The following is a 25,539-nucleotide window of genomic DNA, read 5'->3' as shown; positions in this document are numbered from 1 at the left end:
ATTGTTCGGGGGCGTCAGCGGGCCTGACGTTCCCCGCCGATCCACACCGACACAAGAGCGAGCTGCGCATCGAGGCCCAGAACGTCGGCGCGCGCGCCGGGACGCAAGTGCCCGCGATCGTGCAGGCCAAGCATCTGCGCGGGGGAGCGCGAGGCCATGCGCAGCACGTTTTCCAGCGGCGCGTTGCAGGCGGCGGCCATGATCTGCACGCCGGATATCATGTCGAGGTCGGACCCCGCGAGCGTCCCGTCGGCAATCGTCAGCCGTCCGTCCCTGCGTTCCACAGTGCGTCCGTTCAGCTCGAACCGGTCGTCCGGGTGGCCGACCAAGGACATCGCATCCGTGACGAGCGTGATCCGCCGGGGGCCGGCCGCGCGCAGGGCAAGGTCGAGCATCACCGGATGCACATGGTAGCCGTCCGGAATGAGCCCGCAGTAGACATGCGCGCTTGAAAGCGCGGCGCCGGCCAGACCGGGATCGCGATGATTCAGCCCGCTCATGGCATTGAAGAGATGCGTGACCGACCGGGCGCCGGCGCCGAAAGCAGCGTTTGCCGTCGCGAAATCGGCGTTGCTGTGCCCGAGGCTGACATGCACGCCCGCCCTGGAAAGGGTGCGGATGTCGTCGAGTGACGCGTTTTCCGGCGCGAGCGTGGCGACCACGGTGCCGAGGTCGGCGCGGGTCAGCAGGTCCCGGTCCGCGGGCGCCAGTGGCCGGATGAAGCGTGCGTCGTGCACGCCGCATTTCTCCAGGGAGATATGCGGTCCCTCGAAATGGACCCCGACGACCGCCGGGTCGCCGTCCGCGATCGCTTCGGCGACGGCGTGCGCGGCAGCGGCCGTGACCTCGGGCGCATCCGTGATCACGGTGGGCAGGAGGGTTGTCGTGCCGAAGCGGGCATGGGCGGCGGCGATCGCGCGAATGCCCTCCCGGGTCGGGGTTTCGTTGAACAGCACGCCGCCGCCTCCGTTGACTTGCCAGTCGACGAAGCCCGGACACAGCAGTGACGCGCCCGTCTCGACGTGCTGCGTGTCGTCGGGGATTTCCGAAACGGGAACGAGCGCGCGGACGCGCCCCTCCTCGATCAGCAACGCGCTGTCGGGGTGCATTCGGTCCCCGTCGAAAATCCTTTGCGCGATAAGCGCGATTGCCCCGGTCATGCTGCCCCCGTCATAGAGTCTCTGTCACCTTGTTCAAAAGTTGCGGCGCGTCCGGGTCGAAGCCGAGCGCCCCGGCGAGATGTTCGATGAAACGATAAAACGACGTGATCTGGCACAGCGGATCGAGCAGGGGGGCGGCGGCTGCGACGCAGGGCAGCGGCGTGATCGCCTGCCCCTGCTCCTCGCCAAGCGGGTCGGCGACGAAGACCTGCGCCCCGGATGCGGCCAGTCGGGCAGCCGCCTCCAAAAGACCGGCGCGCGCCTCGTCCCGGCTGAGAAAGACGAGCGCGACGAGGCCGTTGGCCGCCAGCTGGATCGGTCCGTGCATGACTTCGGCGGAACTGTAGCTTTCCGCGTGGATCTGGCAGGTTTCCTTGAACTTCAGCGCGGCTTCCTGGGCGATGGCGAAACCCGGGCCGCGGCCAATCACATAGAGCGAGCGTGCCGTAGAGGCGGCGGGAACCAGCGCCGACCAGTCGCACGACAGCGCCGCGCGCAACCTGTCCGGCGTATGCGCAAGCGCCGTTGTGAGCGCCTCGGACTGCGTCCAGGCACCGACAAGCCCGGCCATTGCCGACAGCGAGCAGACATAGGATTTGGAGGCGGCTACCGCATGTTCCGGCCCGGCGCCGATATCAATCGCCGTGTCCGCACCATTGGCAAGCGGAGACGGCGAGGTGTTCACAAGGGCGAGCGTCAGCGCCCTGGCGCGGCGGGCCATGTCCTGAAACGCGATGAGGTCGGGGCTCTTTCCCGACTGCGAGATGCTGATGCAGGCCGCGCCCGTAAGCTGCAGGTTCCGTGCATAGACCGAGGCGATCGACGGACCGACGGAGGCGACGGGACGCCCCGCCGTCATTTCGCACAGATACTTGAGATAGGTTGCCGCATGGTCGGAGGAGCCGCGCGCGACGGTGACCAGCATTTGCGGGTCGTGGCGTCGCAAGACGGCGCCGGCCTGCGCGAAGGCGTCCCGCCGGTCTGCGATCTGTGCGGCGACCCGGTCGGGGATCTCTCCGGTTTCCTGCCTGAGCTGCGTGGTGGCGCTGCCTGTCATCACATGTCCATTCGCGGTCTGGGAAGCGTCAGTTCGACGACGAAGTCATAGCGGTCGCCCTTGTAGTAGGAGCGGGTGAATTCCACCGTGCGGCCCGTTCCGGTGCGCGACAGGCGCTCGATGTAGAGCGCGGTCTCGCCCTCCTCGCCGCCGAGCAGTTCCGCCTCGAAGGCGGGCAAGGGGCAGGCGTGCATGCGCTGGAGCGCCTTCTCGGGAAGCGCGCCGGCACCGGCGAGCGCCTCGTAGAGCGAATCGCCGATCCGGTCGATCGAGGGCAACAGGCTCCCCGGAACCACGGCGAGTTCCACCGCCAGCGGCAGGTCGTCGGCGAGCCGCAACCGGTGCAGCCTCAGCACCTTCTCGCCCGGCGACAGGCCGAGCGTCATCGCCTCCTGGGTCGACGGCAGGGCGTAGCTGCGCTGCAGCCAGCGGGCGGACGGCACGTGACCGAGCGACACCATGTCCTCGCTGAAGCCGGTCAGGACGCCCAGCGACTGTTCGATGCGTCCCGGCTCCTCGCTGACGTAGGTTCCCGACCCATGGCGCTGGTGCAGCAACCCCTCGCCGACCAGCAGTTCCAGCGCCTTGCGGATGGTTACCCGCGACAGGCGCGTGGCGGCGACGATGGAGCGTTCCGACGGCAGCGCTTCGCCGGGTTTGAGCGAACCGTTGCGGATCATCTCGCGCAGCCGGTTGGCAAGCTGGATGTAGCGCGGCGTCGGATTTGCTGTGTCTATCGGCTCCTGATCGAGAAACAGGCTTTCGGTTGCGGTCATCTTCTTTTTTCCGTGTTTCCGGGGAGGCATGTCCCGCGCGGTGTCGGTGACGATGTGTTTGGCGCGGCGGGATGAGGGGTGGGCGGGGCCGGCTAGCAGCGCTGGATATCGAGCGGTCTTCGTCCCGCCAGGATGGCGGCGCCGTCCAGCGCGTCTCCGAGTGGCGGACTGAGTTTCTTGCGAAGGTCGGGCGCCAGCCAGCTTTCCATGACGCTGCCCAGGCCCCCGATGAGCGTCAGGCGCGGGGCGCCCCGGTCCAGCAGGGCGCGGCAGATGCCGTCGATCTTCGCCGCGGCGTCCTGCATGAGACGCCGTGCGGCGGTGTCGCCCTCGTCCGCGTGGCGCACCACGGCCGGTGCGAAGGTGGCGTAGTCGGTGGCCGTCGCCGTGTCCATCCAGGCCACGACATCGCGCGGATCGCGGTTGAAGTGCGTCAGGATTTCCTTGAGCAGCGCCGTCGGTTCGGCGCGCCCGTCATGGGCGAGCATGGCGAGGCGGATCGCCCTCAGGCCGAGATAGGCGCCGCTGCCCTCGTCGGAGATCGGAAAACCGTAGCCGCCGATCTTGATGTCGGCTCCGCCCGTTCGCGCGATCCCGCAGCTCCCGGTTCCGACGATCACGATGCCGCCGTCGCCGCCATTGTGCGCGCCAAGACAGGCGATGACCCCGTCGCTGGCGAGGGAGACCGAGGCAAAGGGGTGCGGCTTTGCCTCAAGCGCCTCCAGCGCGCCGGCGCGCGACAGGCCGGCGACGCCGATTCCCGCCTGGATGGGACGGGCATCGGAATCCGGAATGCCGGCCTCGGCGAAGGCGTTGGAAAAGGCGGTCTCGATGGCGGCCCAGGAGGCGTCGACGCCGAAGCGGGTCGCGGCCGGTCCGGCAAGCCCGCGTCCCAGGATCGTGCCGTCGGCCTGCTCCAGCCGGGCGCGGCAGCCGGTGCCGCCGCCGTCGACGGCCATGAAGAGCGCGTCCGGCGTCATTGCCGCACCCGTTCGATACGGGCGCCGCAGCGCGTCAGCTTTCCGTCGATATCCTCATAGCCGCGGTCCAGGTGATAGACCCGGTGCACCACCGTTTCGCCGTCCGCGACGAGGCCGGCGAGAACCAGCGACATGGAGGCCCGAAGGTCGGTCGCCATTACCTCCGCACCCTGCAGGCGACTGGTCCCGCGCACCGTGGCGGCCGCACCCGACAGGGTGATGTCTGCGCCCATGCGCTGCAACTCCGGCACATGCATGAAGCGCTGCTCGAAGATCCGCTCACGAACCACCGAGACCCCGTCGGCGAGGCACATCAGCGTCATGAACTGCGCCTGCAGGTCGGTCGGGAATCCGGGAAACGCCTCGGTCGCCATGTCGACGCTGTGCAGCGCGCCGCGCCGCTCCGCGATCAGCCCCCGATCGCTGGGGAAGATCGAGAGGCCCGCGGCTTCCAGCAGGTGGCAGGCCGCGCCCAGATGCTCCAGCCGGCCGCCGATGACCTCCAGCCGCCCGCCGGTCAGGCCGGCTGCGACGAGATAGCTTGCCGCCTCGATGCGGTCGGGCAGGATCGTGTGGTGCGCCGGTTTCCACGCCGTCGGTCCCTGCACCAGCATGCGATGGGTGCCCGCGCCCTCGATGGTCGCGCCCATGGCGGTCAGGAAGGCGGCGGTGTCGGCGATTTCCGGTTCGCGCGCGCAATTGACGATTTCGCTTTCCCCTTTGGCGCAGACCGCGGCCATGAGCGCGGTGTGGGTCGCACCGACCGAGGGCGTCGGGAAGACAATGCGCGCGCCGGCAAGCCCGCCGGGTGCGGTCACGTCGATGACGCCGCCTTCGGTGCGCACGTCGGCGCCGAGCAATCGCAGTGCCTCCAGATGCAAGTCGACCGGGCGCGTGCCGATGGCGCAGCCGCCGGGTCGCGAGATCCGCGCGTGACCGAACCGCCCGACGAGCGGGGCAAGCACCAGGAAGGAGGCCCGCATCCGCCGCACGATGTCGTAGGCGGTTTCGGAACTCGCCACGTCCTGCGTGGAAAGGGCGAGCCGGCCGTTGCGCAACGGGCCGACATTTGCGCCCAGGCCGCGCAAGAGCTCCAGCATGGAACCCACGTCGGACACATGCGGCACATTGGCGAGCGACACTTGCGTGCCGCCGAGAAGCGTGGCGGCGAGGATCGGCAGTGCGGCATTCTTCGCGCCGGCGATCTGAACCGAGCCCGAAAAGGGATAGCCGCCCTGGATTACGAGCTTGTCCATCGGCACGTCCGTCGTCTGTGTGGCGATTCTGGGCTCATGACAATAAAGCCAATTATCGTCCACTTTGCGTCTTCAAGGCAAGGTTTGCTCCGCCCTGCAGGGCGTCGGTTCGGCGTTTCGTTGCAATGGATGGTGGAAAGGCAAACTTGTCTCGCGTGGGTTCTTGAAAGACGGCTGTGAAGATTGGTAGTATTCTGGTCTGTATAGCAGACCGGGAATTCGGGAGTCCACGATCAATGGAAGCCTCTGGGGCACAGCGCCCGCAAACGGAAGCGCTTGGCGCTGCGTTCCGCAACACCGAGGAACTGGCGCTTGGCGATCTCGCCGGCGCGCTGATCGACAGCCAGGCCGGCGCGCTTGCCGCAACGCGCAAGGCCCTGCCGGACATCGAGCACGCGATTCGCGCTGCACTCGAGGTTCTGCGGGCGCCCGACAGCCGCCTGATCTACTGCGGCGCGGGAACGTCGGGGCGCGTGGCCCTGCTCGATGCGGTGGAGCTGCATCCCACCTTCAACTGGCCGAGCGAGCGGGTGCATGTCCTGCTGGCCGGCGGCGTTCAAAGCCTGGGCGAGGCGCAGGAAGGGGCGGAGGACGACGCCGATGCGGCCGCACGCGACCTCGCCGCGCTCCAGGTGAGTGCGCGCGATGTCGTGATCGGTCTCGCGGCGAGCGGGACCACTCCTTTCGTGCTGCAGGCGATGGCCACGGCGCGTGCCGCCGGCGCCACCACCGTCGGCATCGCCAACAATCCCGGTGCGCCCCTGCTTGAGGTCGTCGACTGCCCGATCCTTCTGGAAACCGGGCCGGAGGCGCTTGCCGGCTCGACCCGCCTCACCGCCGGCACGAGCCAGAAGATCTGCCTCAACACCTTTTCCACCGCGCTGATGATGCGGCTCGGGCGCGTCTATGGCGGGCATATGGTCGACATGCGCGCGACCAATGCCAAGCTGCGAAAGCGCGCGCGGGCGATTGTCGCCGATATCGCCGGTTGCGACGAAGCGACCGCGCGCCGGGCGCTCGAGGCCTGCGACCAGAACGTCAAGCAGGCGATCCTGGTCCTGAAGGGCGCGACCCCGGAAGACGCGGCGCGGTTGCTGAAGGATGCGTCCGGCGACCTTGGCGCGGCGGTGAAGGCCCATGAGGGCGCTTCGCCCGCCTGATCCCGGACGTCACGGCGTCCGCTGCCATGGACGCGGAGGGAAAACGGTCTTATCAAGGCGGCGTTCGAAACCGAGGATGCCCCATGACCATTCGCCTTCATCGCGGTGACCTTCCCGATCTCGCCTCGCCGGAGCTTGCCGCCTATCAGGCTGCGGACGCGGTTGCGATCGACACCGAAACCCTCGGCCTGAAGCCGCACCGCGACCGGCTGTGCGTCGTTCAGCTTTCGCCCGGCGACGGCACGGCCGACGTGGTCCAGATCGCCGCCGGCCAGCGCAGCGCACCGAACCTCGCCCGTCTTCTCGCCGATCCCTCGAAGCACAAGCTCTTCCATTTCGCCCGTTTCGATGTGGCCGTTCTGGAAAACGCGCTGGGCATTTCCTGTGCGCCGGTGTGGTGCACCAAGATCGCCTCGCGGCTGGTGCGCACCTATACCGACCGTCACGGCTTGAAGGATCTTCTGCGCGAAATGCTTGGCGTGGAGATCTCCAAGCAGCAGCAAAGCTCCGACTGGGCGGCCGAAACGCTGAGCGAGGCGCAGCTTGCCTATGCCGCATCCGATGTCCTGTATCTTCATGCGCTTCGCGAGAAGCTCCAGGACCGGCTCATTCGCGAGGACCGCACGGCACTGGCGGAAGCCTGTTTCGCGTTTCTGCCAACGCGCGCGCGTCTCGACCTTGCCGGCTGGGACGATACCGACATTTTCGCCCATAGCTAGGACGCCTCGGGTCGCGTTTGCGCGGCGTGACGGACGCGATGGGCAGACAAGCGGGGCTGAATTGCCTATATGGTGCGAGAGAGCTGCGTCTCAGTGAACGCAGCGGTTCCGAATTCGGGCTTGCATGGATCAAGAGGCTTTTTCGCATCGCTATCCGCAAGCCGGACCGGACCCGGATGGAACGGGTCAGGATCCCGGCGCGGACCGGACGACGGAGGCCGCGCGCCTTTCCGGCGTGCGCGAGGCTGCGCGCGCCTCCTCCCGGCGCCATTCGCGCCGTGTGCGCATCATGCGCATTCTGGTGCCGGCAAGCGGCGTGCTGTTGCTTCTGGTGATCGTCGGCATGATCGGTATCAGCAACTACCTGAGCGGACTGGGCCTCGGCACGGTCAGCTTTACCGCCGACGGACTTGTCATGGACAGCCCGGAGCTGTCGGGAAACGACGGCGAGCGCTCTTATCGGGTCTCGGCCGAACGCGCCATCCAGCGCATCAGCGATCCGCGCATCATCGATCTCGAGACGATCACGGCCGAACTTCGGATTTCCGCCGACCAAAGCCTCGACATCGTCGCGGCGCGCGGCACCTACAACAGTGCGGAAGAAACGCTTTTCTTGGCGGACGGGATCGATGTCGTCACCAACGACGGGGAAACGGCGGCCTTCGGAACCCTGCAGATCGCGCTTAAAACGGGCACAATTCGCAGCGATGATCCGGTCGAGCTGACGTCTTCCTTCGGCGCCCTGCGTGCCGGGCGCATGCAGTTCGACCAGGACAATGGGACCCTGACCTTCACGCAGGGAATTCAGATGACCATCCAGCCGCCTCAACCGGAGACGAGACAATGACAGACCTTCGGCCCGTGCACCGCCTTGCGGTCGTCTTTGTGGCCCTTTTGCTGGGCGCGGTTCATCCAGCCGCGGCGCAGACCTTTTCCGATGCCTTCGCCGGCTTCGGCTCCAACGACCGCGAGCCGATCCAGATCGAGGCGAAGGAACTCCAGGTTCAAGACAAGAGCCAGAGCGCCGTTTTCAGCGGGGATGTCGTGGTCACGCAGGGCGAGGCAGTCCTCAAGACGCAGCGCCTCGTCGTCTATTACGACGGGTCGGCGGCCGGCGGCGTCAACCAGCGCATCGCCCGGCTGGAGGCGAGCGGGCGCGTGCTGATCGCCTCGCAGGACCAGAAGGCGACCGGCCAGAACGCGTCCTTCGACATGAACCGGCAGATGATGGTGATGACCGGCCAGGAGGTCGTGCTGTCCCAGGGGCCGAATGTCGTCACGGGCAACCGGCTGACGGTCAATCTCAAGACCGGCCAGGCAGACCTCGAGGCGCCCAAGAACGGCCGCGTCCGGGTGCTGATCCAGCCCAACAGCATCAACAACACCGCGCCGCGGAACTGATCAAGTCTCGACAGCGACCCTGCCGCTGCGTATTTCTGACGGGCGGGGGCTGTCGGCCGCGCAATCGCGCTTGCGGGCGCATCGATTGCGGGGCGCGGTGGCGCATGTCGGTCCGTGTCGCCTTTCATCTGCGCGCAATGGGTATGTCGTGAAGCTCTTCTCCTTCTTCAATTCTCCTTCGGCCGCCGCCCCCTCCGCGGACAGCGGGCATGCGCCCGGCGCCGAGGACGGCCTGCTCGTGGTCGACGGCATCGGCAAGAGCTACAAGCGCCGCCAGGTGGTGCGCCATGTCGGCCTCACCGTGCAGCGCGGCGAGGCCGTGGGCCTGCTCGGGCCCAATGGTGCCGGCAAGACGACATGCTTTTACATGATCACGGGGCTGGTCCAGCCCGATCACGGCACGATCCGCCTCGATGGCTTCGACATCACGCGATTGCCGATGTATCGGCGGGCCCGGCTCGGTATCGGCTACCTTCCCCAGGAAGCCTCGATCTTCCGCGGCCTGTCGGTGGAGGACAACATTCGCGCCGTGCTGGAGGTGGTCGAGCCCGACCGTCGGCAGCGGGCGGAGGATCTGGAAGAGCTCCTCGATGAATTCGGTGTGACCCACCTGCGCAAGTCGCCAGCCATCGCCTTGTCGGGGGGAGAGCGGCGCCGGGTGGAAATCGCCCGGGCGCTGGCCAGCCGGCCGACCTTCATGCTGCTCGACGAGCCTTTCGCCGGCATCGACCCGATTGCCGTCGGCGACATCCAGCAGCTGGTCCGCCATCTGACCCAGCGCGGCATCGGCGTCCTGATCACCGACCACAATGTGCGCGAAACGCTCGGCCTGATCGACCGCGCCTACATCATTGCCGCCGGCGAAGTGCTGACCGAAGGCTCGCCCTACGAGATCGTCGCCAATCCCGATGTGCGCCGGCTCTACCTCGGTGAGCAGTTTACGCTTTGATGCGACTCCCTCAATAAGTTACAAAGCAAGAAGCGGACCAACCGGGAAGCCGACGCTTCCGGTCCCGGCCCTGCCCTGGCAGGGTGTTGTTCCTGTAACGGATACCGGGGATCTGAATGGCCCTGTCGCCGAAGCTTGAAATCCGTCAGGGTCAGTCCCTGATCATGACGCCGCAGCTGATGCAGGCGATCAAGCTTTTGCAGATGTCGAGTCTCGACCTGACGAGCTATGTCGAGGCCGAGATGGAGCGAAATCCCCTGCTGGAACGCGTCGAGGGAGAGGGGCAGCCTGGCGATCCGGCCGAACCGGGCGCCGGTGATCCCGCCACCACGGAGGCAGGGGGCGAGTCCGATGGCGAATGGATCCGCTCGGAACTCTCCGACAGCGCCCAGGAGATCGCCGGGCGTCTCGACACCGATCTTGCCAATGTCTACCCCGACGATCCCGGCACGCGCACGGCCCAGGAAAACGGCGGCGCGGCGGGCGAGGCCTTGCAGCGCGATCCCTTTCAGGGCGGCCTCGGAGCCTCGCGCGGCTCGGGCGGCGGCGGTGAGGACTATAACCTGGAGGCCTTTGTCGCCTCGGAGATGACGCTGCAGCAGCATCTGGCGGACCAGATGGTGCTCGTTCTCACCGACACGGTCGACCGGCTGATCGCGCGCACGCTGATCGACAATCTCGACGAGGCCGGATACCTGCGCCTCGAACTCGACGACACGGCGGCGCAGATGGGCATCGAGCGCGCCCGCCTGGACGGGATTCTGGCGGCGCTTCAAAAACTCGAACCCTCGGGTGTCTTCGCCACCTCGCTTGCCGAATGCCTCAAGCTGCAGCTGATCGACAGGAACCGCTACGACCCGGCGATGGCCCGGCTGATCGAGAACATCGACCTCCTGGCGCGCCACGACTATGCGGGCCTGCGCGCTGCCTGTGCGGTGGACGACGAGGATCTCGCCGAGATGATCGCCGAGCTTCGTGCGCTCGATCCCAAGCCCGGCAGTGCTTTTGGCGCGACGCTGATCCAGCCTGTCGTGCCGGATGTCCAGGTGCGGCCGGCCCGCGACGGCGGCTGGTCGGTGGAGCTCAACAGTGACACGCTGCCCCGGGTTCTGGTGAACCAGACCTACTATGCAACCGTCAGCCGCCAGGCGCGTGCCGAGGAGGAGAAGACCTTCCTGAGCGACTGCCTTCAGACCGCCAACTGGCTGGCCAAGAGCCTCGACCAGCGTGCGCGCACGATCCTCAAGGTGTCCAGCGAGATCGTGCGCCAGCAGGATGCGTTCCTGACGAAGGGGGTGGAGCATTTGCGGCCGCTGAACCTGCGCACCATCGCCGATGCGATCTCGATGCATGAATCGACCGTGAGTCGGGTAACCTCGAACAAATACATGGCGACGCCGCGCGGCATCTTCGAGCTGAAGTACTTCTTTTCCGCCTCGATTCCCGCCAGCGGCGGCGGCGACGCCCATTCGGCCGAGGCGGTGCGCCACAGGATCCGGGCCCTGATCGATGCGGAGGCGCCCGATGCGGTTCTGTCCGACGATACCATCGTCAAGGTGCTGCAGGGAGATGGTGTCGACATCGCCCGAAGAACGGTTGCAAAGTACCGGGAATCCCTGCGTATTCCGTCCTCGGTGCAGCGTCGGCGCGAAAAGCGGGCCAGAACGCCGTAGTGCCGGGCCGGCCGCGCAGCGTCGAAAGGGACGGGATGTGCGGCGGAGCGAACCGAACCCGATGACGGGCCTGCGGGTTTTGCATGATGGCGCGGCGATCGTGAACCCGCTAGACTGGAAGCAATGCGGATCCGGACAACGGCGTGGCAGTGCCGCGCTCAGGTGGGCGATCATGAAGGTGCTGCGCGAACAGGCGCTTCCAGAAATCCAGTCCCGCCGGTCGATGCACCGGTTTCCGCCTCATTTGACTTCGCAAAGCCGGGCGCTTATAGAGCCGCCCTCAGGGCGTGCGGCCGGCGCAAGGCCGGGCGTGGCACGTCCGGCGCATGCGGTGAACGGGCCCATGCCGGAACACGAGTGTTTCGGATGCGCGATGCCGGAAAGGTCGGCGTCAGATCAGAATTGTCCAGAACAAGAAGAGGTTCCCATGACACTGCGGGTATCCGGAAAGAATGTCGACGTCGGCGATGCGCTCAGGACGCATATCGAGGACCGTGTCGATGAGGCCGTGTCGAAGTATTTCGATGGCGGCTATACCGGGCACGTGACCGTCGGTCGCGAAGGCCCCGGGTTCCGGTCGGAGTGTTTGCTGCATCTCGATACCGGCATCGACCTTCAGGTCTCCGCCGACAGCCAGGATCCGCGTCAGAGTTTCGATGCCGCGGCCGAGCGCATCGAGAAGCGCTTGCGTCGCTACAAGCGCAAGCTGAAGGATCACCACGCCCATGCGGCCAACGGCCGCGAGAGCCTCGAGGCGACGTCCTATGTGCTGGCGTCCTACGAGGAAGAAGACGAGGTTCCGGCCGATTTCACGCCGCTGGTCGTCGCCGAGACCTCTGCCAAGGTGAAGACGATGACGGTCGGCATGGCCGTGATGCAGCTTGACCTGTCTGAGGCACCTGTGGTGGTGTTTCGCAACGCCGGCAACGGCACCGTGAATGTCGTCTATCGGCGCGCGGACGGAAATTACGGGTGGGTTGACCCGGAAAACGCCCCGAAATAGGTGGCGCCAGGCGGTTTCGCGCGCAGGTGCGCGCGAAACCCCGTGCCACGTCCCTATGCTCAAACCCACGGGTCGAATCATGGATCTTAGCGATCTCATTTCGCCGCGAGCGGTTGTTCCCAGTCTCAAGGCCAACAGTAAGAAACAGGCTCTGCAGGAGCTTGCGGCCAAGGCTGCGGCCGTTACCGGGCTGCCCGAACGCGACATCTTCGACACGCTGCTTCAGCGCGAGCGTCTCGGGTCGACCGGCGTCGGCAACGGCATTGCCATTCCGCACGGCAAGCTGGTCGCGCTGGATCGCCTCGTCGGCCTGTTCGCGCGTCTCGACAAGCCGATCGATTTCGATGCGCTCGACGACCAGCCGGTCGATCTTGTGTTCGTGCTTCTGGCGCCCGAGGGCGCCGGTGCCGATCATCTCAAGGCCCTGGCCCGCATTGCCCGGCGCATGCGCGATCCCGGTACCGTGGCAAAGCTCAGGGCAAGCGACGATGCATCCGCGCTCTATACGCTTCTGACCCAGCAGGTGGCCTCCAACGCGGCCTGACCGCTTTTCCTTTTCAACGGACATGAAAAAAGCGCCCGCCGTTGCCGGCAGGCGCTTTTTCATTTGGGCGTATCGAGAACGGCTGCGCCGGCGTTCAGTGAAGCGCGACCGTATGAAGTTCATGCTCGGCCGCATTGGCAAGCGCCACTTCCTTGCTGTCGCTCAGCATGATGGGCGTTCCGTCTGCGTTGAGCAAAACCCAGAGTTTCAGTCCCGGTTCCATGCTGGGGGCATCCGGAAACAGGTTCGAAAGGTCATCGGAGGTCATGGCCTTGACGTAGGCGATCTGGCCGGCGCCAAGGGCCTTGAACTCTCCAGGCTGCATATGCGTTTGATCGCTCATCGCGAAGCTCCTTACCAAAGTGGCCGGCCGGTGAGGGCCGCCGGTCCCTGGCCGCACGGCCGCGATCCGCACCGGCGAGGGCACGGGCGAGACCACATGCGGATGCGTCGTCAGTCTCGGGCGTCGATTTCGATGCGGCGCACGATACGTTCGGGTTCCGGGCGGGCGAGGTCGATCGAGAGCAGTCCGTCCTTGAGGTCCGCGCCGAGGATTTCGATTCCTTCGGCGAGCACGAAGGCACGCTGGAACTGACGCGCCGCGATCCCGCGATGCAGGAACTGGCGGGTCTTGTCGTCTTCCTGGCGACCCCGGATCACCAGCTGGCTTTCCTCGACGCTGACGTCGAGCTGGTCGCGGGTGAAGCCGGCCACCGCAAGCGTGATGCGGATGATCTCGCCGTGTTGTCCGTCCTTCGGCAGGCGCTCGATGTTGTAAGGCGGGTAGCCGTCATTGGCACCCTTGCTGACCCTGTCGAGAACCCGTTCGATGTCCTCGAAGCCAAGCAGAAGCGGACTGGAAAACGCAGACATGCGCGTCATGTTCATGAAGCCCTTTTTCAAAGCGGCCTGTTGCGATCCGACCCGCACGCCGGGTTGTGACGCGTCGGGACGTTCAAGCAAACCGGACCCGGTTGTGGCATCCGGCCGGGGCGCCATGCCCCTTTCATGCCTATATATGGCGGGTTGGGTCGCGCGTTTCAAGAAATGCCGCGCGCGGGCCCCGCGCATGGCCGACATGGCTTGATCGCGCCCAGCATGCCGGTAGGATGCAGCGACCCTCCAATGATCGGCCGCCAGTTGTGGACACCAGCCTCCTCTTCCTGACCTTCGGACTGCTCGTGCTGGCAGGCATCGGACTGGATGCCATCGGCCGGATGACACGGCTGCCGCGCATCACGCTTCTGGTTCTCTTCGGTATCCTGGTCGGACCGTCGGTCCTGGATCTGCTGCCCGTGGCCGCCAACGGCTGGCGTGACCCCACCGCCACCCTCACGCTGACAATGATCGCCTTCCTGCTTGGCGGGGAACTCTCGCGCCCGCGGTTGAAGGCGCATGGCCGCGCCATCCTGGCGGTGTCGCTCGCCGTTATCGCCGCATCTTTCGCGGTGATGACACTGGGACTGTCGCTCTTCGGCGTTCCAATCGCCCTTTCGCTGCTGCTTGCCGGGATCGCGCTCGCCACCGATCCGGCCGCGACGCGCGATGTCGTGCGCTCCGCGCGTGCCGACGGGCCGGTCACGCGTGTGCTCCTCGGCGTGGTCGCCATCGACGATGCCTGGGGCGTGATCGTCTTTTCCGTCGTGCTCGGCCTTGTGGGTATCGGGTCGGAGGGCGTTCTCGTCGCGCTGGGCGAGGGGATCGCGGATGTCGGCGGGGCGATTGCCGTCGGGCTTGTCATCGGGCTCCCGGCATCGCTGCTCACGGGGCGGATCCAGCCCGGCGAGCCGACGCTGGCCGAGGCGCTCGGCCTTGTTCTGGTCTGCGCCGGCGTGTCGATGTGGCTCGATGTCTCCGCGTTGCTCGCCGGCATGACCGCCGGCGTCGTCATCGTCAATCTCGCCAAGCATCACGACCGGCCCTTTCACGAGATCGAATATGTCAGCTGGCCGTTCCTGATCCTGTTCTTCGTGCTGGCCGGTGCGTCGGTCGATCTCGCGGCCGTGGTGGTCGCCGGTCCGCTGGGGCTCGCCTTCATCCTGTTTCGTGTCGCGGGCCGCTTCGCCGGCGGCTGGCTCGGCGGGCGGCTCGGCGGTCTGACCTCGGCGCAGGCGCGGCTCTTCGGCCTGTCTCTGCTGCCGCAGGCCGGCGTCGCGCTCGGCATGGCGCTCGTCGGCGCCAGCGCCCTTCCCGCGCATGCCGACGCGATCATCACCGTGACGGTGGCGACAACGGTGGTCTTCGAGCTCTTCGGCCCGCTGGTCACGGCCTTCGTCCTCACCCGCCTCGGCGAGGCCGGCGCGGCACCGCCGGAGGAGCGGGGCTAGCGGGTGTCCGCCTGCGGGCGGGCGTCCTCGCCCCCGGCGATCCAGATATCCTCCGGCGCCACGGCCACGGACTTGAGGATGGCATAACACGCAAGTCCCGGCGCGATGTCGAGCGCCTTCGCCGAGCGTCGGGTGATGCGCGCCAGAAGCCGCTCTCCGCCCGCGTCAAGTTGCACCACCATGCCGGGGCCCTCGCCGGCGCGCACCGCCGCGACCGTCACCTTCAATACGTTCAAGGCGGAGATGCCGGTCGGCGCCTCGCGTGCCAGGATCACGTCATGGGCGTGGATGCGCACGCGTATGCTTGTGCCTTCCGGCGCGGCGATGCGCGGCAACAGCAGCGTGCCGCCGGGTCCGTCCAGCTCGCTCAGGCCGTCGTCCGCGTGGCGAAGGATGACGGCGGAGACCATGGCGCCGGCATCGCGAATGCCAAGCGTCGGCACCGCCCGCGGATCGGCAAGAACCTCCGCCGGACTGCCGACGCGGGTGGTGCGCCCGTCGCTGAGCGAGACCACGGTGGTCGCAAGCCTCGCCACTTCGGTGACAGAATGGCTGACATAGAGAACCGGAATGTCGGTCTCGTCGCGCAGCCGTTCCAGATAGGGCAGGATCTCCGCCTTGCGGGCGTCGTCGAGGGCGGCGAGCGGCTCGTCCATCAACAGCAGGCGCGGCGCGCTCAACAGCGCCCGGCCGATTGCAACGCGCTGTTTTTCCCCGCCCGACAGCGTCGCGGGGCGGCGGTCGAGCAACGCACCAAGCCCCAGCATTTCGACAACGCGCCGGGTTTCCGCGCCCTTGACCGCGCCGCGCGGCGCGAACCAGCCGCCATAGGCGAGGTTGCCCGCCACGTTGAGATGGGGAAACAGCCGGCCTTCCTGAAAGACGTAGCCGATGCGGCGCTTGTGCGGCGGCACCCACACGCCGGCGGCGCTGTCGTGCAGAACGGTGCCGTTGACCGCGATGCGCGCCGTATCGGGCCGGATCAGGCCGGCGACCGCATTGACCAGCGTGGTCTTGCCCGAGCCCGACCGGCCGAAGAGCGCGGTGACGCCGGGCGGCGCGTCGAAGGCGACATCGAGCGAAAAGCCCGGAAACCCGTGGGTGACGGCGAGGGAGAGGCTCATGACCCGCGGATCCGTCTGGCGACGAGGCGGGCGACGCCTTCCGAGACGATCAGCGCGCTCATGGCAACGGCCACGGAAATCAGCACCAGCCGCAGCGCCGAGGCCTCGCCGCCGGGCACCTGCAGGAAGGCGTAGATCGCCGTCGGCAGGGTTTGCGTCTGGCCGGGAATGTTGGAGACGAAGGTGATCGTTGCGCCGAATTCGCCCATGGCTTTCGCGAAGGCGAGCACGGCCCCTGCAATGATGCCGGGCAGGATCAGCGGCAGGGTGACCGTGACAAAAACCAGCAGGCGCGACGCGCCGAGCGTGCCGGCGGCCTGCTCGAGCTTCGGATCGACCGCCTCGATCGCCAGCCGTATGGCGCGCACCATCAGCGGAAACGCCATGATCGCGGCCGCGAGCGCCGCCCCGGTCCAGCGGAACGCCAGCACGATGCCAAGCTGCTCTTCCAGAAAGCCGCCGACGGGGCCGCGCCGGCCGAAGGTGACAAGCAGGATGTAGCCCGTCACCACCGGCGGCAGGATCAGCGGCAGATGAACCAGTCCGTTGAGGATCTGTTTTCCCGGAAAATCGCCGCGTGCCAGCGCCAGCGCGACGAGAATGCCGACGGGCAGGCTTGCCAGCGTCGCCCAGACGGAGACCTGGAGCGAAAGCGCGACGGCGGTCCATTCGTCTGCGGAAAGGAACGGCATGCGGGTCTCGTCTCCCCGGGGTTGCAGGGTCAGGGCGCGGGCGAAAATCCGTGCCGTTCGAAGATTGCACGCGCGCCGGCGCTCTCCAGAAACGCCAGAAACGGGAGGGCATCCGGTGCGTCGCTGTCGGCCGTCACGGCCGCAGGATAAAGGATCGGCGGATGCGTGTCGGCTGGAAAGCGCGCGGCGACGCTCACGCGCGTTTCGGCCAATGCATCGGTCGCATAGACGATGCCGAAGGGGGCTTCGCCGATGGCGACGAGCGCAAGCGCGGCGCGCACATTGTCGGCCTGCGCCACTTTCGGCGCGACCTGCTCCCACAGCTCCAGCGTCTCCAGCGCCGCCTTGCCGTAGATCCCGGCCGGAACCGCGTCGACCAGCGCCATGGCGAGGCGGCCATCGCCGATGAGGCCGGAAAGGTCGAGGTCCGGCGACAGGGCGAGCGGGGTGGCGTCGCGCCCGTGGGCGATCAGGACGATGGAATTGGTGAGAAGATCGCGACGGCTTTCCGCACGCAAAAACCCGTCTGCTTCCAGCCGGTCCATCCAGCCGGGATTGGCGGAGATGAAGAGATCCGCCGGCGCGCCGGCCTCGATCTGGCGGGCCAGCGCGGAACTCCCGGCATAGGAAACCGCGATCTCCGTACCCGTCTCGCGCCGCCAGAGCCCGGCCACATCGTCGAGCGCGGTCTTCAGGCTTGCTGCGGCAAAGACCGTGAGCGCCTCCGCGTTTGCCGGGCGCGCGGTCGCGGATGCAAGCGCAAGTGCGAGAGCGAGGCAGAGGCATCGGACCGCGAGAGGCAGGCGTGACGGCATGGGAAACGAACTCCGGAGCGGCAGCGAGGCGATATGTCTGATGAAACATATCGCCCCCGGCGGCAATGCCTGTCAATCGGCTTTGCCATCCCGAGCCTCGGTCCGGAACAGGTCGCGCAGGATCCCGACATCGTCTCTTGCGGCATCGGCCGCCACGCGTTCGGCAGAACGATAGTGGGACAGGACCTGCTCACCCGTTTGCGTCAGCGAGGCTCCGCCGCCTTTCGCTCCGCCCCGGCTGCGCGTCACGAGCGGGGCGGCAAAGGCGGTGTTGAGGCTTTCCACAAGCGACCAGGCGCGCTTGTAGCTCATGCCCATGCGTCGGCCGGCCGCCGCGATCGAGCCGGTCTCGGCAATGCCTTCCAGCAGGTCCGCCTTGCCGGGGCCGAGCGCGAAGTCCGGGCTGAAGACAAGCCGCAACCGGACGCGGGCGGGGGAGGTGTCCTGTGTCATGCGATGAACCTAATGCAGGGTCGGAAAAAGCGGAAACGGCGATCAGTGTGGGGGTGTATCCGCCACGCCGTCTCCTTCCGGACGTGTCCGCCCTGCGGTCGCGTCCGTGTCGCCTTCCACCTCCCGAAGCAGCTCCGCGACCAGGGGATTGGGGAAGCGGCGTGCCTGCGTTACCGCGTAAAAGGTCTCGCCAAGGGCGGGAAGCCTCGCCGCCTCGCGCAGCCGGCCGCTTGCCAGTTCGTCCTGAACAACAATTGGCGGGACGACCGCAAGCCCCATGTCCTCGCGCGCAAGAAGGCGCATCATCGCCATGTCGTCGACTTCCGCCGCGATCCTCGGGCGCAGGCCGAGGCGGTCGACCAGAGCGTCGAAGCCCGTGCGCACGCTGCTTTCCAGCGGCGGCAGGATCAGCGGGTTGTCGGAAATCAACCGCATGAGGTCGCCGGCATGTGGTTCGGTGCGATGCGGTGTGCCCACCAGGCTGACCGGCTGTTCGGCGAGCCGGTGCGCAATCCAGGGCGTGGCCGCGTCGCGTGCCGGAGGCTGGTTGACGAGGATCACGTCGAGGCGCAGGGCTTCGAGTGCCGCGATCAATTCGCCGAGGCTTGCCGAGCGCAGCACCACCTCGACGTCCTGGCGCGACAAAAGCGGCTTCAGAAAAGCGACCTGAAAGTTGCGCGAGAGCGTCGACAGCGCGCCGACGCGAATGACCTGACGCGCCGGCGCGCCGCTTCCGGTCAGGGTCGCCACCAGCTCCGCGCCGGCTGCGAAGATCGCATCCGCATGGTCGAGCGCGATCCGCCCCGCCTCGGTAAGATGCAATTGCTTGCCGCGCCGCAGGAAGAGCGCATGACCGACCTGTGCCTCAAGCTTCTGGATCTGCGTCGACAGCGCCGATTGCGACACATTCAGCCGCTCGGCGGTGCGGGTCAGGTTGCCCTCATGCGCCACGGCCCAGAAATAGCGCAGGTGATTGTAGTTCAGCGCGGCCATTCAGTCGTTCCTTTTTTTGGAACGATAACATCCAGACAATGAATTTAATAGATCGTTTTGCCTCTGCTATCCCCTGCCGGACGGATCGTTCTGGAGGCTCACATGACCCCGATGGTTGCTTTTCTTCCCTTTCTCGCACCTGCCGCCCTGCTGGGTGCCGCCTATGTCGCACGCAAGGATCCGGGCATGCGCCCGCGCCGCGCGCTTGCATTCGCCGGCATCGCATCCCTTGTCGCGCTTGCCGCAGCCCTTGCCTGTGCCGTTGTGCTCGTGATCTTGGGGCCGCTCACCTCGCCGCTGGTCGGCGCGGGCGGGATCGGCCTGTCGGTGCGGCTCGACGCCCTCAGCGTCACCATGCTGGCGCTTGTCGCGACAGTGGGGGCGGTGGTGATCCGCTTCAGCACCACCTATCTCGACGGCGATGCCCGGCAGGGGGTCTTCATGGGCAGGCTCTGCCTGACGCTCGCCGCCGTGATGCTGCTGGTGACCAGCGGCAACACCGTGCAATTGGCCTTCGCCTGGATCGCGACCAGCCTCGCGCTCCATGGCCTTCTCGTCTTCTACGCGGACAGGCGGCGGGCGGTGATCGCGGCGCGCAAGAAGTTCATCGCCGCCCGGCTTGGCGACCTGCTTCTGATCGGCGCGCTGGTGCCGCTGACGCTGGCCTTCGCCACCACCGACATCGCGACGATCCTTGGCGAGGCCGCACGGATGGAGGCCGCGCCCGCCGGGGTCGGGGTCGCGGCGGTGCTGATCGCGCTTGCCGCCCTGGTCAAGTCGGCGGCTTTCCCCACCCACGGCTGGCTGCCGGAGGTGATGGACACGCCGACCCCGGTCTCCGCGCTGCTGCATGCCGGCATCATCAATGCCGGCGGGTTCCTGGCGATCCGCTTCGCCGATGTCCTGATGCTCTTCACGCCGTCGCTGCATCTGCTTGCGATTGTCGGTGGCTTTACCGCGCTCTTCGGCGCCGTGGTGATGCTGACCCAGACCAGCGTCAAGGTGTCGCTGGCCTGGTCCACGGTTGCGCAGATGGGTTTCATGCTGCTGCAATGCGGCCTCGGCCTCTTCGCGCTTGCCACCCTGCATCTGGTCGCCCATTCGCTCTACAAGGCCCATGCCTTCCTCTCCGCCGGCAGCGCCGCCGAGACGGTCGGCGAGACCCGGGCGCTGGCCAGGCTCTCGCCCGCGCCGGGCCGGATCGCTCTTGCCGGTGGGCTTGCGCTCACCGTCGCCGTCGCGCTCTCGCTCGCCTTCTCGGCGCTCCTCTTGGGGCTTTTTGCCGACACCGCCGCCGGCACTGCTGCCGCCTCGCCCCAGGCGATCGCGCTGGGCGCGATCCTGGTCTTCGGCCTCACCCTGATGCTGGTTCACGCCGGCCCGCAAGATGCGGAGGCTGCGACGGGCGACACGGCGGCCACGCCGCCGCTGCCGCTCGGCCGGCTGCTTGCGGTCTCCGCTGCGGTCACGCTCGCCTATCTCGCGCTGCATGCCCTGGCGCAAACGCTCTATGCCGGGGTGCTGCCGCCGCCGCCGGCTGCGGATGCCGCCGGGATCGCCGTCATGCTGCTGGCGGTCGTCTCCTTCGGTGTCGTGACGCTGTTCCAGATGGTTGAGCCGGCGCGCGCCGCCTCGCCGTCCTGGCGCGCCGCGCGTGTTCATCTCGCCAACGGCCTTTACGTCAACACGCTCTTCAACCGTCTCGCCGGCGCCTACACCGCCCCCGGCCACAGCAAAGCATGAGGATCGACCGATGACCGCTCAGACCAAAACCCTTGTCGCTGCTGAAGCCGCCTGCGCCCGTGTCGCTCCGGTGTGGCCATTGCAGTCCTTCGTCGCCGTCAATCCCTACCTCGGGATGGCCGATCTCTCCCTGCCGCAGGCAGCACTGCGGCTGTCCCGGGTCGCCGGGGCCAGGACCCTGCAGCCGCGCGGCGTCTATCTTGCCGCGCTCGAGGCCGGCGAGATCGCGCCGGAGGATCTTCTGGCCGCGCGCGCCGAGATGCCGGGCGGGGATTTGCCCGCCGACGCGACGTCGCTGATCGCGCTGGCTCACAGCCTGCCCGAGACCGACGCGACACCGCTGCCGACACTGGTTGAGCTTGCCGGCGAAGCCGGCGGGCGCACCTGGAACGATCTCGTCGTCGAGCGGATTTCCGCCTATGCGGCGACGGCCTTCGATACCGGACAGGCGGCCTGGGCACGGCCCGTCGACGGTCTTTACGCCGGCTGGCTGATGGATGCGCGGATCGACCGGACGCCGGATCTCGCCGGTCTCACCGGCCTTCGGGCGCAGTTCGCCACCCTGCCGGAGACGGCGGCGGCGCTCATCGAGCAGGCGGGCGCGGCGCTCGGTCTGGAGGGCGAGGCCCTTGAGCTGTATTTCCACCGGCTCCTGATGAGCGTCGGCGGCTGGGCGGCCGTCGCGCGGCATGCCGCCTGGCAGGCGGGGCTTGAGGGCAGGAGCGACGACACGCCCTTGCAGCTTCTCGCCATCCGGCTCGCCTGGGAACTCGCGCTGCTACGGGCGACCGCTGACACTCCGGCCGTGGTCGAGGGATGGAAGGTGGCGACTGCCGCCTATGCCGCGAGCGAACAGCCCGCGCGGGCGGTGCAGCTCGATTGCCTGTTGCAGACGGCGCTGGAGCGGGCGGACGCGCGCCGGCTGGCACGGGATCTGGAGGCCGGCAACACGGCAGCACCCGTCTCGGCGGACGCGCCGGCGCGGCCCGGCGTGCAGGCGGTCTTCTGCATCGATGTGCGCTCCGAGGTCTATCGGCGGTCGCTGGAAAGCGTCGCGCCGCAGATCGCGACGCTGGGCTTTGCCGGCTTCTTCGGCTTCGCCATTTCCTACAAGCGCAAGGGAGACGACACGGGCAGCGCACGTTGTCCCGTGCTTCTCGCGCCGCAGGCCTTCGTTTGCGAGGGGGGGGCGGCGGAGGGCGCTGCGACGCATTCCATCGAGCGGGTGGCGCTTGCAAAGCGGATGGCGTCTGCCTGGTCGGCGTTCAAGCTTGCCGCCGTCTCCTCCTTCGCCTTCGTCGAGACGGCGGGGCTTGCCTATCTCGGCAAGCTCGCGAGCGATGGTTTCGGTCGGAGAACGCGGCCGGACGCACGGCTCACCGACGCGCCGCCGGCGCTCGCGCCGTCGCATGCGGGCAGCCAGGCAACCGGCCTGCCGCTGGAGCAGCGCATCGCGGCGGCGGAAGGAGCCTTGCGGGGCATGTCGCTGACCGACGGCTTTGCCCGGATCGTCTTTCTCGTCGGTCACGGTGCGACCAGCCGCAACAATCCGCATGCCCACGGGCTCGACTGCGGCGCCTGCGGCGGCCAGTCGGGCGAGGCCAATGCCCGGGTCGCAGCCGCCGTCCTCAACGACCCGCAGGTGCGCAAAGCACTCGCCGAGCGCGGCATCGCGCTTCCCGAAGACACGGTCGCGGTCGCGGGCCTGCATGACACCACGACCGACAGGGTCGCGATCCTCGACGCCGAGACGGTCCCGGCCTCCCATGCCGACGATCTCGCCCGGCTTGGCCAGGCGCTGGAGGCCGCCGGCCAGCTGACGCGGGCGGAGCGGGCGCTGCGGATTGCCGGCGCGAGCGAAACCGACATCGCATCGCGCGCCGCCGACTGGGCGCAGGTGCGGCCCGAGTGGGGTCTGGCGGGCTGCTCCGCCTTCATTGCGGCGCCGCGCGCGCGCACCATGAATGTCGACCTCGGCGGCCGGGCCTTCCTGCACACCTACGACTGGAGAGCCGACGAGGGCTTCGGCGTGCTGGAGGTGGTGATGACCGCGCCGATGGTGGTCGCGAGCTGGATCAACCTCCAGTACTACGGCTCGAGCGTCGATCAGGAGGTCTTCGGCTCGGGCAACAAGGTGCTGCACAATGTCGTCGGCGGCATCGGCGTGCTGGAGGGCGGCGGCGGCGATCTGCGCGTCGGCCTGCCGTTCCAGTCGCTGCATGACGGCGAGATGCCGGCTCATGCCCCGCGGCGGCTGTCGGTGGTGATCGCGGCGCCGCAGGAGGCGATCCTCGGCGTGATTGCCCGCCAGGCGGGCGTCAGGCAGTTGCTCGACAGCGGCTGGGTCTCGCTCTTCGCGATGGACGACGCGGGCCGGATTTCGGCGCGCTACGCCGGCGATCTTGCCTTCGAGGACTGGACGAATGTCACCGCCCCGGCGCCCGCACTCCACGCGGATGAGGCGGCGTAACCCTAACGCATCCCGGAAAAAACGGGCGCGGGATAACGTCCCGCGCCCGTCAGGATACCGGCAAGGCTGGCGTTGCTCCGGGCGTCATACCGGGCAGGCGTCAGCGCGACCCGGTATCGGAGAGCCGAAAGCCTGTGTTTCTCAAGCCAAACGAAGCCGACAGGCCGTGCCCCTCCGATCCCGGCTCTCATTGCATTCGGCCGGGAAGACGCTCCTTCGGAGTTTGGTGCCACGCGTACGGGCGCGGGGAGATGTCCCCGCGCCCGTCATCATCTCTGGCTGAAAAGCGATCAGCCGGTGTGATGCACCTCCTGCAGCCCGTAGACGGGCGTGTCGATCCCTTCCATCCGCGCCTTGAGCTGCAGCGCCAGATAGAGCGAGTAATGCCGCGACTGATGCAGGTTGCCGCCGTGGAACCACAGCGATTGCACCTGTGTCGGCTTCCACATGTTGCGCTGCTCGCCTTCCCAGGGGCCGGGATCCTTCGGCGTGTCGGAGCCAAGGCCCCAGCACTTGCCGACCCTGTCCGCGACCTCCTGGCTGATGAGGTCGGCGGCCCAGCCGTTCATCGAGCCGTAGCCGGTGGCATAGACGATGAGATCGGCGGGAAGCTCCGTCCCGTCGTCGAGCTTCACGCCTGTTTCGGTGATCTCGCTCACCTGTCCGGCCTTGAGCTTGACCTCGCCGTCGATGATCAGCTGGCTGGCGCCGACGTCGATGTAATAGCCCGAACCGCGCCTGAGGTACTTCATGAAGAGACCCGAGCCGTCCGCGCCCCAGTCGAGCTGGAACCCGGCCTTTTCGAGGCCTTCGTAGAAATCCGCGTCGCGCTTCTTCATCTCCTCGTAGAGCGGGATCTGGAACTCATGCATGATCCGGTAGGGCAGCGAGGCGAAGATCATGTCCGCCTTTTGCGTGGTGACGCCATTGGCCACCGCCTGCTCCGAGTAAAGCCCGCCGAGCCCCACATCCATCAAGGTGTCCGATTTCACGATATGGGTGGAGGACCGCTGCACCATGGTGACGTCGCAATCGTGCTCCCATAGCGCGGCGCAGATGTCGTGGGCGGAATTGTTGGAGCCGATCACCACCGCCTTCTTGCCCCTGTAGGCATCCGGGCCGGGGTGCTTTGAGGAATGGTGCTGGTCGCCCTTGAAGCGGTCCATGCCGGGGAAGTCGGGGACATTCGCCTTGCCGGACATTCCGGTGGCGAGCACCAGTTCCTTCGGCCGCAGCACGATTTCCTTGCCGTCGCGTTCCACCGTCACGATCCACTCGCCCGCATCTTCGTCGTAGCGCGCGGATTTGGCCGTGGTGGAGGACCAGTAGTTCAGCTCCATGATGCGGGTGTACATCTCCAGCCAGTCGCCGATCTTGTCCTTGGGCGCGAAGACCGGCCAGTTGGGCGGGAACGGCAGATAGGGCAGGTGGTCGTACCAGACCGGATCGTGCAGGCAGAGCGACTTGTAGCGGTTGCGCCAGCTGTCGCCGGCGCGCGGGTTTTTCTCGATGATGATGGTCGGCACGCCAAGCTGGCGCAGCCGTGCGCCAAGCGCGATGCCGCCCTGTCCGCCGCCGACGATCACCGTATGCGGCTGTGTCTCGAAGCCGAGCGTGCGGGCTTCCTCCTCGCGCGCCTCCGCCCAGGATTTGGAGTTCTTCGCCGCGCCGTGGCGCGCGCCGAGCGGACGTTCGAAGCCGAGCGGCTCCTCGTGGCCCTTCAGTTCGGTCATCGAGGTCAAAAGCGTCCAGATCAGCCCGTTCTTCAGCCGCATCAGCCCGAAGCCGCGTGCGACAGATGTTTCAAACGTGATCCAGGCGGTGACCACGCCGTCGTCCTCGGTGGCGTCCTCGCCCTCGGCAAGTTGCCAGGACGACGGCTTTGCCGTTGCGAGCTGGGACGAGAGCATGTCCCGGATCTCGTCCTTTCCTTCCATCGTCTTGACGTTCCAGGTGAAGGTGACGAGGTCGCGCCAGTAGCAATCGTCCTGAAACAGCGCCACGGCCCGGTCGATGTCGCGGGCAGCAAGCGCCTCGTCGAGCGAGGACAGTGCCCCCTGGGCCTTGGCGTTCGGCGATGTATCGAGCATTCGGTTCCCTCCCATGGGATTTTCGACAGGTGTTGCGCGGACGTCTTGGCCCCTTCCGGCCCGCGTCCGCTGCGCGATGGATCGCAAGGCCCGTGCCACTTGCCCCGGCTCTCCGGCACGCGGGTGCCGTGACTGAAAGATCAGGGAAAATTCG

Annotated in this window: 24 protein-coding genes; 11 read left to right on the top strand and 13 right to left on the bottom strand. The window is 67.4% G+C overall.

The window, feature by feature from the left end:
- Nucleotides 1-14 precede the first annotated feature (14 nt).
- The 5 genes from nagA to murA all read right to left on the bottom strand — a co-directional run bounded on the left by nagA (nucleotide 15) and on the right by murA (nucleotide 5,229).
- Entirely contained in the window at nucleotides 15-1,160 is a 1,146-nt protein-coding gene (gene nagA / locus G572_RS0106955; RefSeq protein WP_029057851.1) for an N-acetylglucosamine-6-phosphate deacetylase, read from the bottom strand.
- A 10-nt stretch (nucleotides 1,161-1,170) separates the two neighbouring features.
- Nucleotides 1,171-2,217: an SIS domain-containing protein gene (locus G572_RS0106950; protein ID WP_037546009.1), complete on the bottom strand. Its 1,047-nt coding sequence runs from the start codon at nucleotides 2,215-2,217 to the stop codon at nucleotides 1,171-1,173.
- On the bottom strand, nucleotides 2,217-2,993 hold the full coding sequence (locus tag G572_RS0106945) for a GntR family transcriptional regulator (RefSeq protein ID WP_037546006.1): 777 nt from the start codon (nucleotides 2,991-2,993) through the stop codon (nucleotides 2,217-2,219). Before G572_RS0106945 ends, G572_RS0106950 begins: the two co-directional genes overlap by 1 nt.
- A 92-nt stretch (nucleotides 2,994-3,085) precedes the next feature.
- Entirely contained in the window at nucleotides 3,086-3,973 is an 888-nt protein-coding gene (locus tag G572_RS0106940) for a glucosamine kinase nucleotide-binding domain-containing protein (protein ID WP_029057848.1), read from the bottom strand.
- Complete coding sequence (gene murA / locus G572_RS0106935; RefSeq protein WP_029057847.1) at nucleotides 3,970-5,229, bottom strand: UDP-N-acetylglucosamine 1-carboxyvinyltransferase; 1,260 nt, start codon at nucleotides 5,227-5,229, stop codon at nucleotides 3,970-3,972. Before murA ends, G572_RS0106940 begins: the two co-directional genes overlap by 4 nt.
- A 236-nt stretch (nucleotides 5,230-5,465) precedes the next feature.
- Here murA and G572_RS22915 point away from each other — a divergent pair, with 236 nt between their 5' ends.
- From G572_RS22915 to ptsN, 8 genes are all read left to right on the top strand, one after another.
- The gene (locus G572_RS22915; RefSeq protein WP_037546003.1) at nucleotides 5,466-6,389 is read left to right on the top strand and encodes an N-acetylmuramic acid 6-phosphate etherase; all 924 of its coding nucleotides are present in this window, start codon (nucleotides 5,466-5,468) and stop codon (nucleotides 6,387-6,389) included.
- A gap of 83 nt (nucleotides 6,390-6,472) precedes the next feature.
- On the top strand, nucleotides 6,473-7,108 hold the full coding sequence (locus G572_RS0106925) for a ribonuclease D (protein WP_029057846.1): 636 nt from the start codon (nucleotides 6,473-6,475) through the stop codon (nucleotides 7,106-7,108).
- A 124-nt stretch (nucleotides 7,109-7,232) separates the two neighbouring features.
- Complete coding sequence (lptC, locus tag G572_RS22910; RefSeq protein ID WP_208979052.1) at nucleotides 7,233-7,955, top strand: LPS export ABC transporter periplasmic protein LptC; 723 nt, start codon at nucleotides 7,233-7,235, stop codon at nucleotides 7,953-7,955.
- Nucleotides 7,952-8,509: a lipopolysaccharide transport periplasmic protein LptA gene (gene lptA, locus G572_RS22905; protein WP_037546001.1), complete on the top strand. Its 558-nt coding sequence runs from the start codon at nucleotides 7,952-7,954 to the stop codon at nucleotides 8,507-8,509. Before lptC ends, lptA begins: the two co-directional genes overlap by 4 nt.
- 148 nt (nucleotides 8,510-8,657) lie before the next feature.
- Complete coding sequence (gene lptB / locus G572_RS0106910; RefSeq protein WP_029057845.1) at nucleotides 8,658-9,458, top strand: LPS export ABC transporter ATP-binding protein; 801 nt, start codon at nucleotides 8,658-8,660, stop codon at nucleotides 9,456-9,458.
- 116 nt (nucleotides 9,459-9,574) lie between these two features.
- Nucleotides 9,575-11,131 (top strand): RNA polymerase factor sigma-54, encoded by a 1,557-nt coding sequence (gene rpoN, locus G572_RS0106905; RefSeq protein ID WP_029057844.1) that lies wholly within the window; start codon nucleotides 9,575-9,577, stop codon nucleotides 11,129-11,131.
- 427 nt (nucleotides 11,132-11,558) lie between these two features.
- The gene (gene hpf, locus G572_RS0106900; RefSeq protein ID WP_029057843.1) at nucleotides 11,559-12,134 is read left to right on the top strand and encodes a ribosome hibernation-promoting factor, HPF/YfiA family; all 576 of its coding nucleotides are present in this window, start codon (nucleotides 11,559-11,561) and stop codon (nucleotides 12,132-12,134) included.
- A 79-nt stretch (nucleotides 12,135-12,213) separates the two neighbouring features.
- Complete coding sequence (ptsN, locus tag G572_RS0106895) at nucleotides 12,214-12,678, top strand: PTS IIA-like nitrogen regulatory protein PtsN (protein ID WP_029057842.1); 465 nt, start codon at nucleotides 12,214-12,216, stop codon at nucleotides 12,676-12,678.
- Between the two features lie 94 nt (nucleotides 12,679-12,772).
- Here the strand turns inward: ptsN and G572_RS0106890 are convergent, their stop codons facing one another.
- Both G572_RS0106890 and G572_RS0106885 read right to left on the bottom strand, forming a co-directional pair.
- Nucleotides 12,773-13,021: a BQ00720 family protein gene (locus G572_RS0106890; RefSeq protein WP_029057841.1), complete on the bottom strand. Its 249-nt coding sequence runs from the start codon at nucleotides 13,019-13,021 to the stop codon at nucleotides 12,773-12,775.
- Nucleotides 13,022-13,131: 110 nt separating this feature from the next.
- Nucleotides 13,132-13,560 (bottom strand): Hsp20 family protein, encoded by a 429-nt coding sequence (locus tag G572_RS0106885; RefSeq protein ID WP_029057840.1) that lies wholly within the window; start codon nucleotides 13,558-13,560, stop codon nucleotides 13,132-13,134.
- A gap of 260 nt (nucleotides 13,561-13,820) precedes the next feature.
- Here G572_RS0106885 and G572_RS0106880 point away from each other — a divergent pair, with 260 nt between their 5' ends.
- Nucleotides 13,821-15,005, top strand: a complete 1,185-nt coding sequence (locus G572_RS0106880; protein WP_029057839.1) for a cation:proton antiporter — start codon at nucleotides 13,821-13,823, stop codon at nucleotides 15,003-15,005.
- Here G572_RS0106880 and modC read toward each other — a convergent pair.
- From modC to G572_RS22900, 5 genes are all read right to left on the bottom strand, one after another.
- Nucleotides 15,002-16,129 (bottom strand): molybdenum ABC transporter ATP-binding protein, encoded by a 1,128-nt coding sequence (gene modC / locus G572_RS0106875; protein ID WP_029057838.1) that lies wholly within the window; start codon nucleotides 16,127-16,129, stop codon nucleotides 15,002-15,004. The genes G572_RS0106880 and modC overlap by 4 nt on opposite strands.
- A complete protein-coding gene (gene modB, locus G572_RS0106870) occupies nucleotides 16,126-16,821 on the bottom strand; it encodes a molybdate ABC transporter permease subunit (protein WP_029057837.1) in 696 nt (231 codons plus the stop codon). Before modB ends, modC begins: the two co-directional genes overlap by 4 nt.
- Nucleotides 16,822-16,850: 29 nt before the next feature.
- Nucleotides 16,851-17,636, bottom strand: a complete 786-nt coding sequence (gene modA, locus G572_RS0106865) for a molybdate ABC transporter substrate-binding protein (protein ID WP_029057836.1) — start codon at nucleotides 17,634-17,636, stop codon at nucleotides 16,851-16,853.
- Nucleotides 17,637-17,708: 72 nt separating this feature from the next.
- Nucleotides 17,709-18,089, bottom strand: coding sequence for a winged helix-turn-helix domain-containing protein (locus G572_RS0106860; protein ID WP_029057835.1), 381 nt, complete (start codon nucleotides 18,087-18,089; stop codon nucleotides 17,709-17,711).
- A 42-nt stretch (nucleotides 18,090-18,131) separates the two neighbouring features.
- Nucleotides 18,132-19,082, bottom strand: a complete 951-nt coding sequence (locus G572_RS22900) for a LysR family transcriptional regulator (protein ID WP_084649927.1) — start codon at nucleotides 19,080-19,082, stop codon at nucleotides 18,132-18,134.
- Nucleotides 19,083-19,184: 102 nt separating this feature from the next.
- Between G572_RS22900 and G572_RS0106850 the strand changes: the two genes are divergently transcribed.
- A complete protein-coding gene (locus G572_RS0106850; RefSeq protein WP_208979051.1) occupies nucleotides 19,185-20,825 on the top strand; it encodes a proton-conducting transporter transmembrane domain-containing protein in 1,641 nt (546 codons plus the stop codon).
- Nucleotides 20,826-20,835: 10 nt separating this feature from the next.
- Entirely contained in the window at nucleotides 20,836-23,295 is a 2,460-nt protein-coding gene (locus tag G572_RS0106845) for a YbcC family protein (RefSeq protein WP_029057833.1), read from the top strand.
- A gap of 290 nt (nucleotides 23,296-23,585) precedes the next feature.
- On the opposite strand, the gene G572_RS0106840 is transcribed toward G572_RS0106845, so the two are convergent.
- A complete protein-coding gene (locus G572_RS0106840; RefSeq protein ID WP_029057832.1) occupies nucleotides 23,586-25,385 on the bottom strand; it encodes an NAD(P)/FAD-dependent oxidoreductase in 1,800 nt (599 codons plus the stop codon).
- Nucleotides 25,386-25,539: the final 154 nt, after the last annotated feature.

Source organism: Stappia stellulata DSM 5886 (assembly GCF_000423705.1).
Classification (GTDB): Bacteria; Pseudomonadota; Alphaproteobacteria; order Rhizobiales; family Stappiaceae; genus Stappia; species Stappia stellulata.
This window is presented reverse-complemented; position numbering and strand designations above follow the sequence as displayed.

Bases quoted from the DNA above. Each gene is read 5' to 3' on its own strand.
- nagA (WP_029057851.1), bottom strand. From the start codon at position 1,160: ATGACCGGGGCAATCGCGCTTATCGCGCAAAGGATTTTCGACGGGGAC.
- G572_RS0106950 (WP_037546009.1), bottom strand. From the start codon at position 2,217: ATGACAGGCAGCGCCACCACGCAGCTCAGGCAGGAAACCGGAGAGATC.
- G572_RS0106945 (WP_037546006.1), bottom strand. From the start codon at position 2,993: ATGACCGCAACCGAAAGCCTGTTTCTCGATCAGGAGCCGATAGACACA.
- G572_RS0106940 (WP_029057848.1), bottom strand. From the start codon at position 3,973: ATGACGCCGGACGCGCTCTTCATGGCCGTCGACGGCGGCGGCACCGGC.
- murA (WP_029057847.1), bottom strand. From the start codon at position 5,229: ATGGACAAGCTCGTAATCCAGGGCGGCTATCCCTTTTCGGGCTCGGTT.
- G572_RS22915 (WP_037546003.1), top strand. From the start codon at position 5,466: ATGGAAGCCTCTGGGGCACAGCGCCCGCAAACGGAAGCGCTTGGCGCT.
- G572_RS0106925 (WP_029057846.1), top strand. From the start codon at position 6,473: ATGACCATTCGCCTTCATCGCGGTGACCTTCCCGATCTCGCCTCGCCG.
- lptC (WP_208979052.1), top strand. From the start codon at position 7,233: ATGGATCAAGAGGCTTTTTCGCATCGCTATCCGCAAGCCGGACCGGAC.
- lptA (WP_037546001.1), top strand. From the start codon at position 7,952: ATGACAGACCTTCGGCCCGTGCACCGCCTTGCGGTCGTCTTTGTGGCC.
- rpoN (WP_029057844.1), top strand. From the start codon at position 9,575: ATGGCCCTGTCGCCGAAGCTTGAAATCCGTCAGGGTCAGTCCCTGATC.
- hpf (WP_029057843.1), top strand. From the start codon at position 11,559: ATGACACTGCGGGTATCCGGAAAGAATGTCGACGTCGGCGATGCGCTC.
- ptsN (WP_029057842.1), top strand. From the start codon at position 12,214: ATGGATCTTAGCGATCTCATTTCGCCGCGAGCGGTTGTTCCCAGTCTC.
- G572_RS0106890 (WP_029057841.1), bottom strand. From the start codon at position 13,021: ATGAGCGATCAAACGCATATGCAGCCTGGAGAGTTCAAGGCCCTTGGC.
- G572_RS0106885 (WP_029057840.1), bottom strand. From the start codon at position 13,560: ATGACGCGCATGTCTGCGTTTTCCAGTCCGCTTCTGCTTGGCTTCGAG.
- modC (WP_029057838.1), bottom strand. From the start codon at position 16,129: ATGAGCCTCTCCCTCGCCGTCACCCACGGGTTTCCGGGCTTTTCGCTC.
- modB (WP_029057837.1), bottom strand. From the start codon at position 16,821: ATGCCGTTCCTTTCCGCAGACGAATGGACCGCCGTCGCGCTTTCGCTC.
- modA (WP_029057836.1), bottom strand. From the start codon at position 17,636: ATGCCGTCACGCCTGCCTCTCGCGGTCCGATGCCTCTGCCTCGCTCTC.
- G572_RS0106860 (WP_029057835.1), bottom strand. From the start codon at position 18,089: ATGACACAGGACACCTCCCCCGCCCGCGTCCGGTTGCGGCTTGTCTTC.
- G572_RS22900 (WP_084649927.1), bottom strand. From the start codon at position 19,082: ATGGCCGCGCTGAACTACAATCACCTGCGCTATTTCTGGGCCGTGGCG.
- G572_RS0106850 (WP_208979051.1), top strand. From the start codon at position 19,185: ATGACCCCGATGGTTGCTTTTCTTCCCTTTCTCGCACCTGCCGCCCTG.
- G572_RS0106845 (WP_029057833.1), top strand. From the start codon at position 20,836: ATGACCGCTCAGACCAAAACCCTTGTCGCTGCTGAAGCCGCCTGCGCC.
- G572_RS0106840 (WP_029057832.1), bottom strand. From the start codon at position 25,385: ATGCTCGATACATCGCCGAACGCCAAGGCCCAGGGGGCACTGTCCTCG.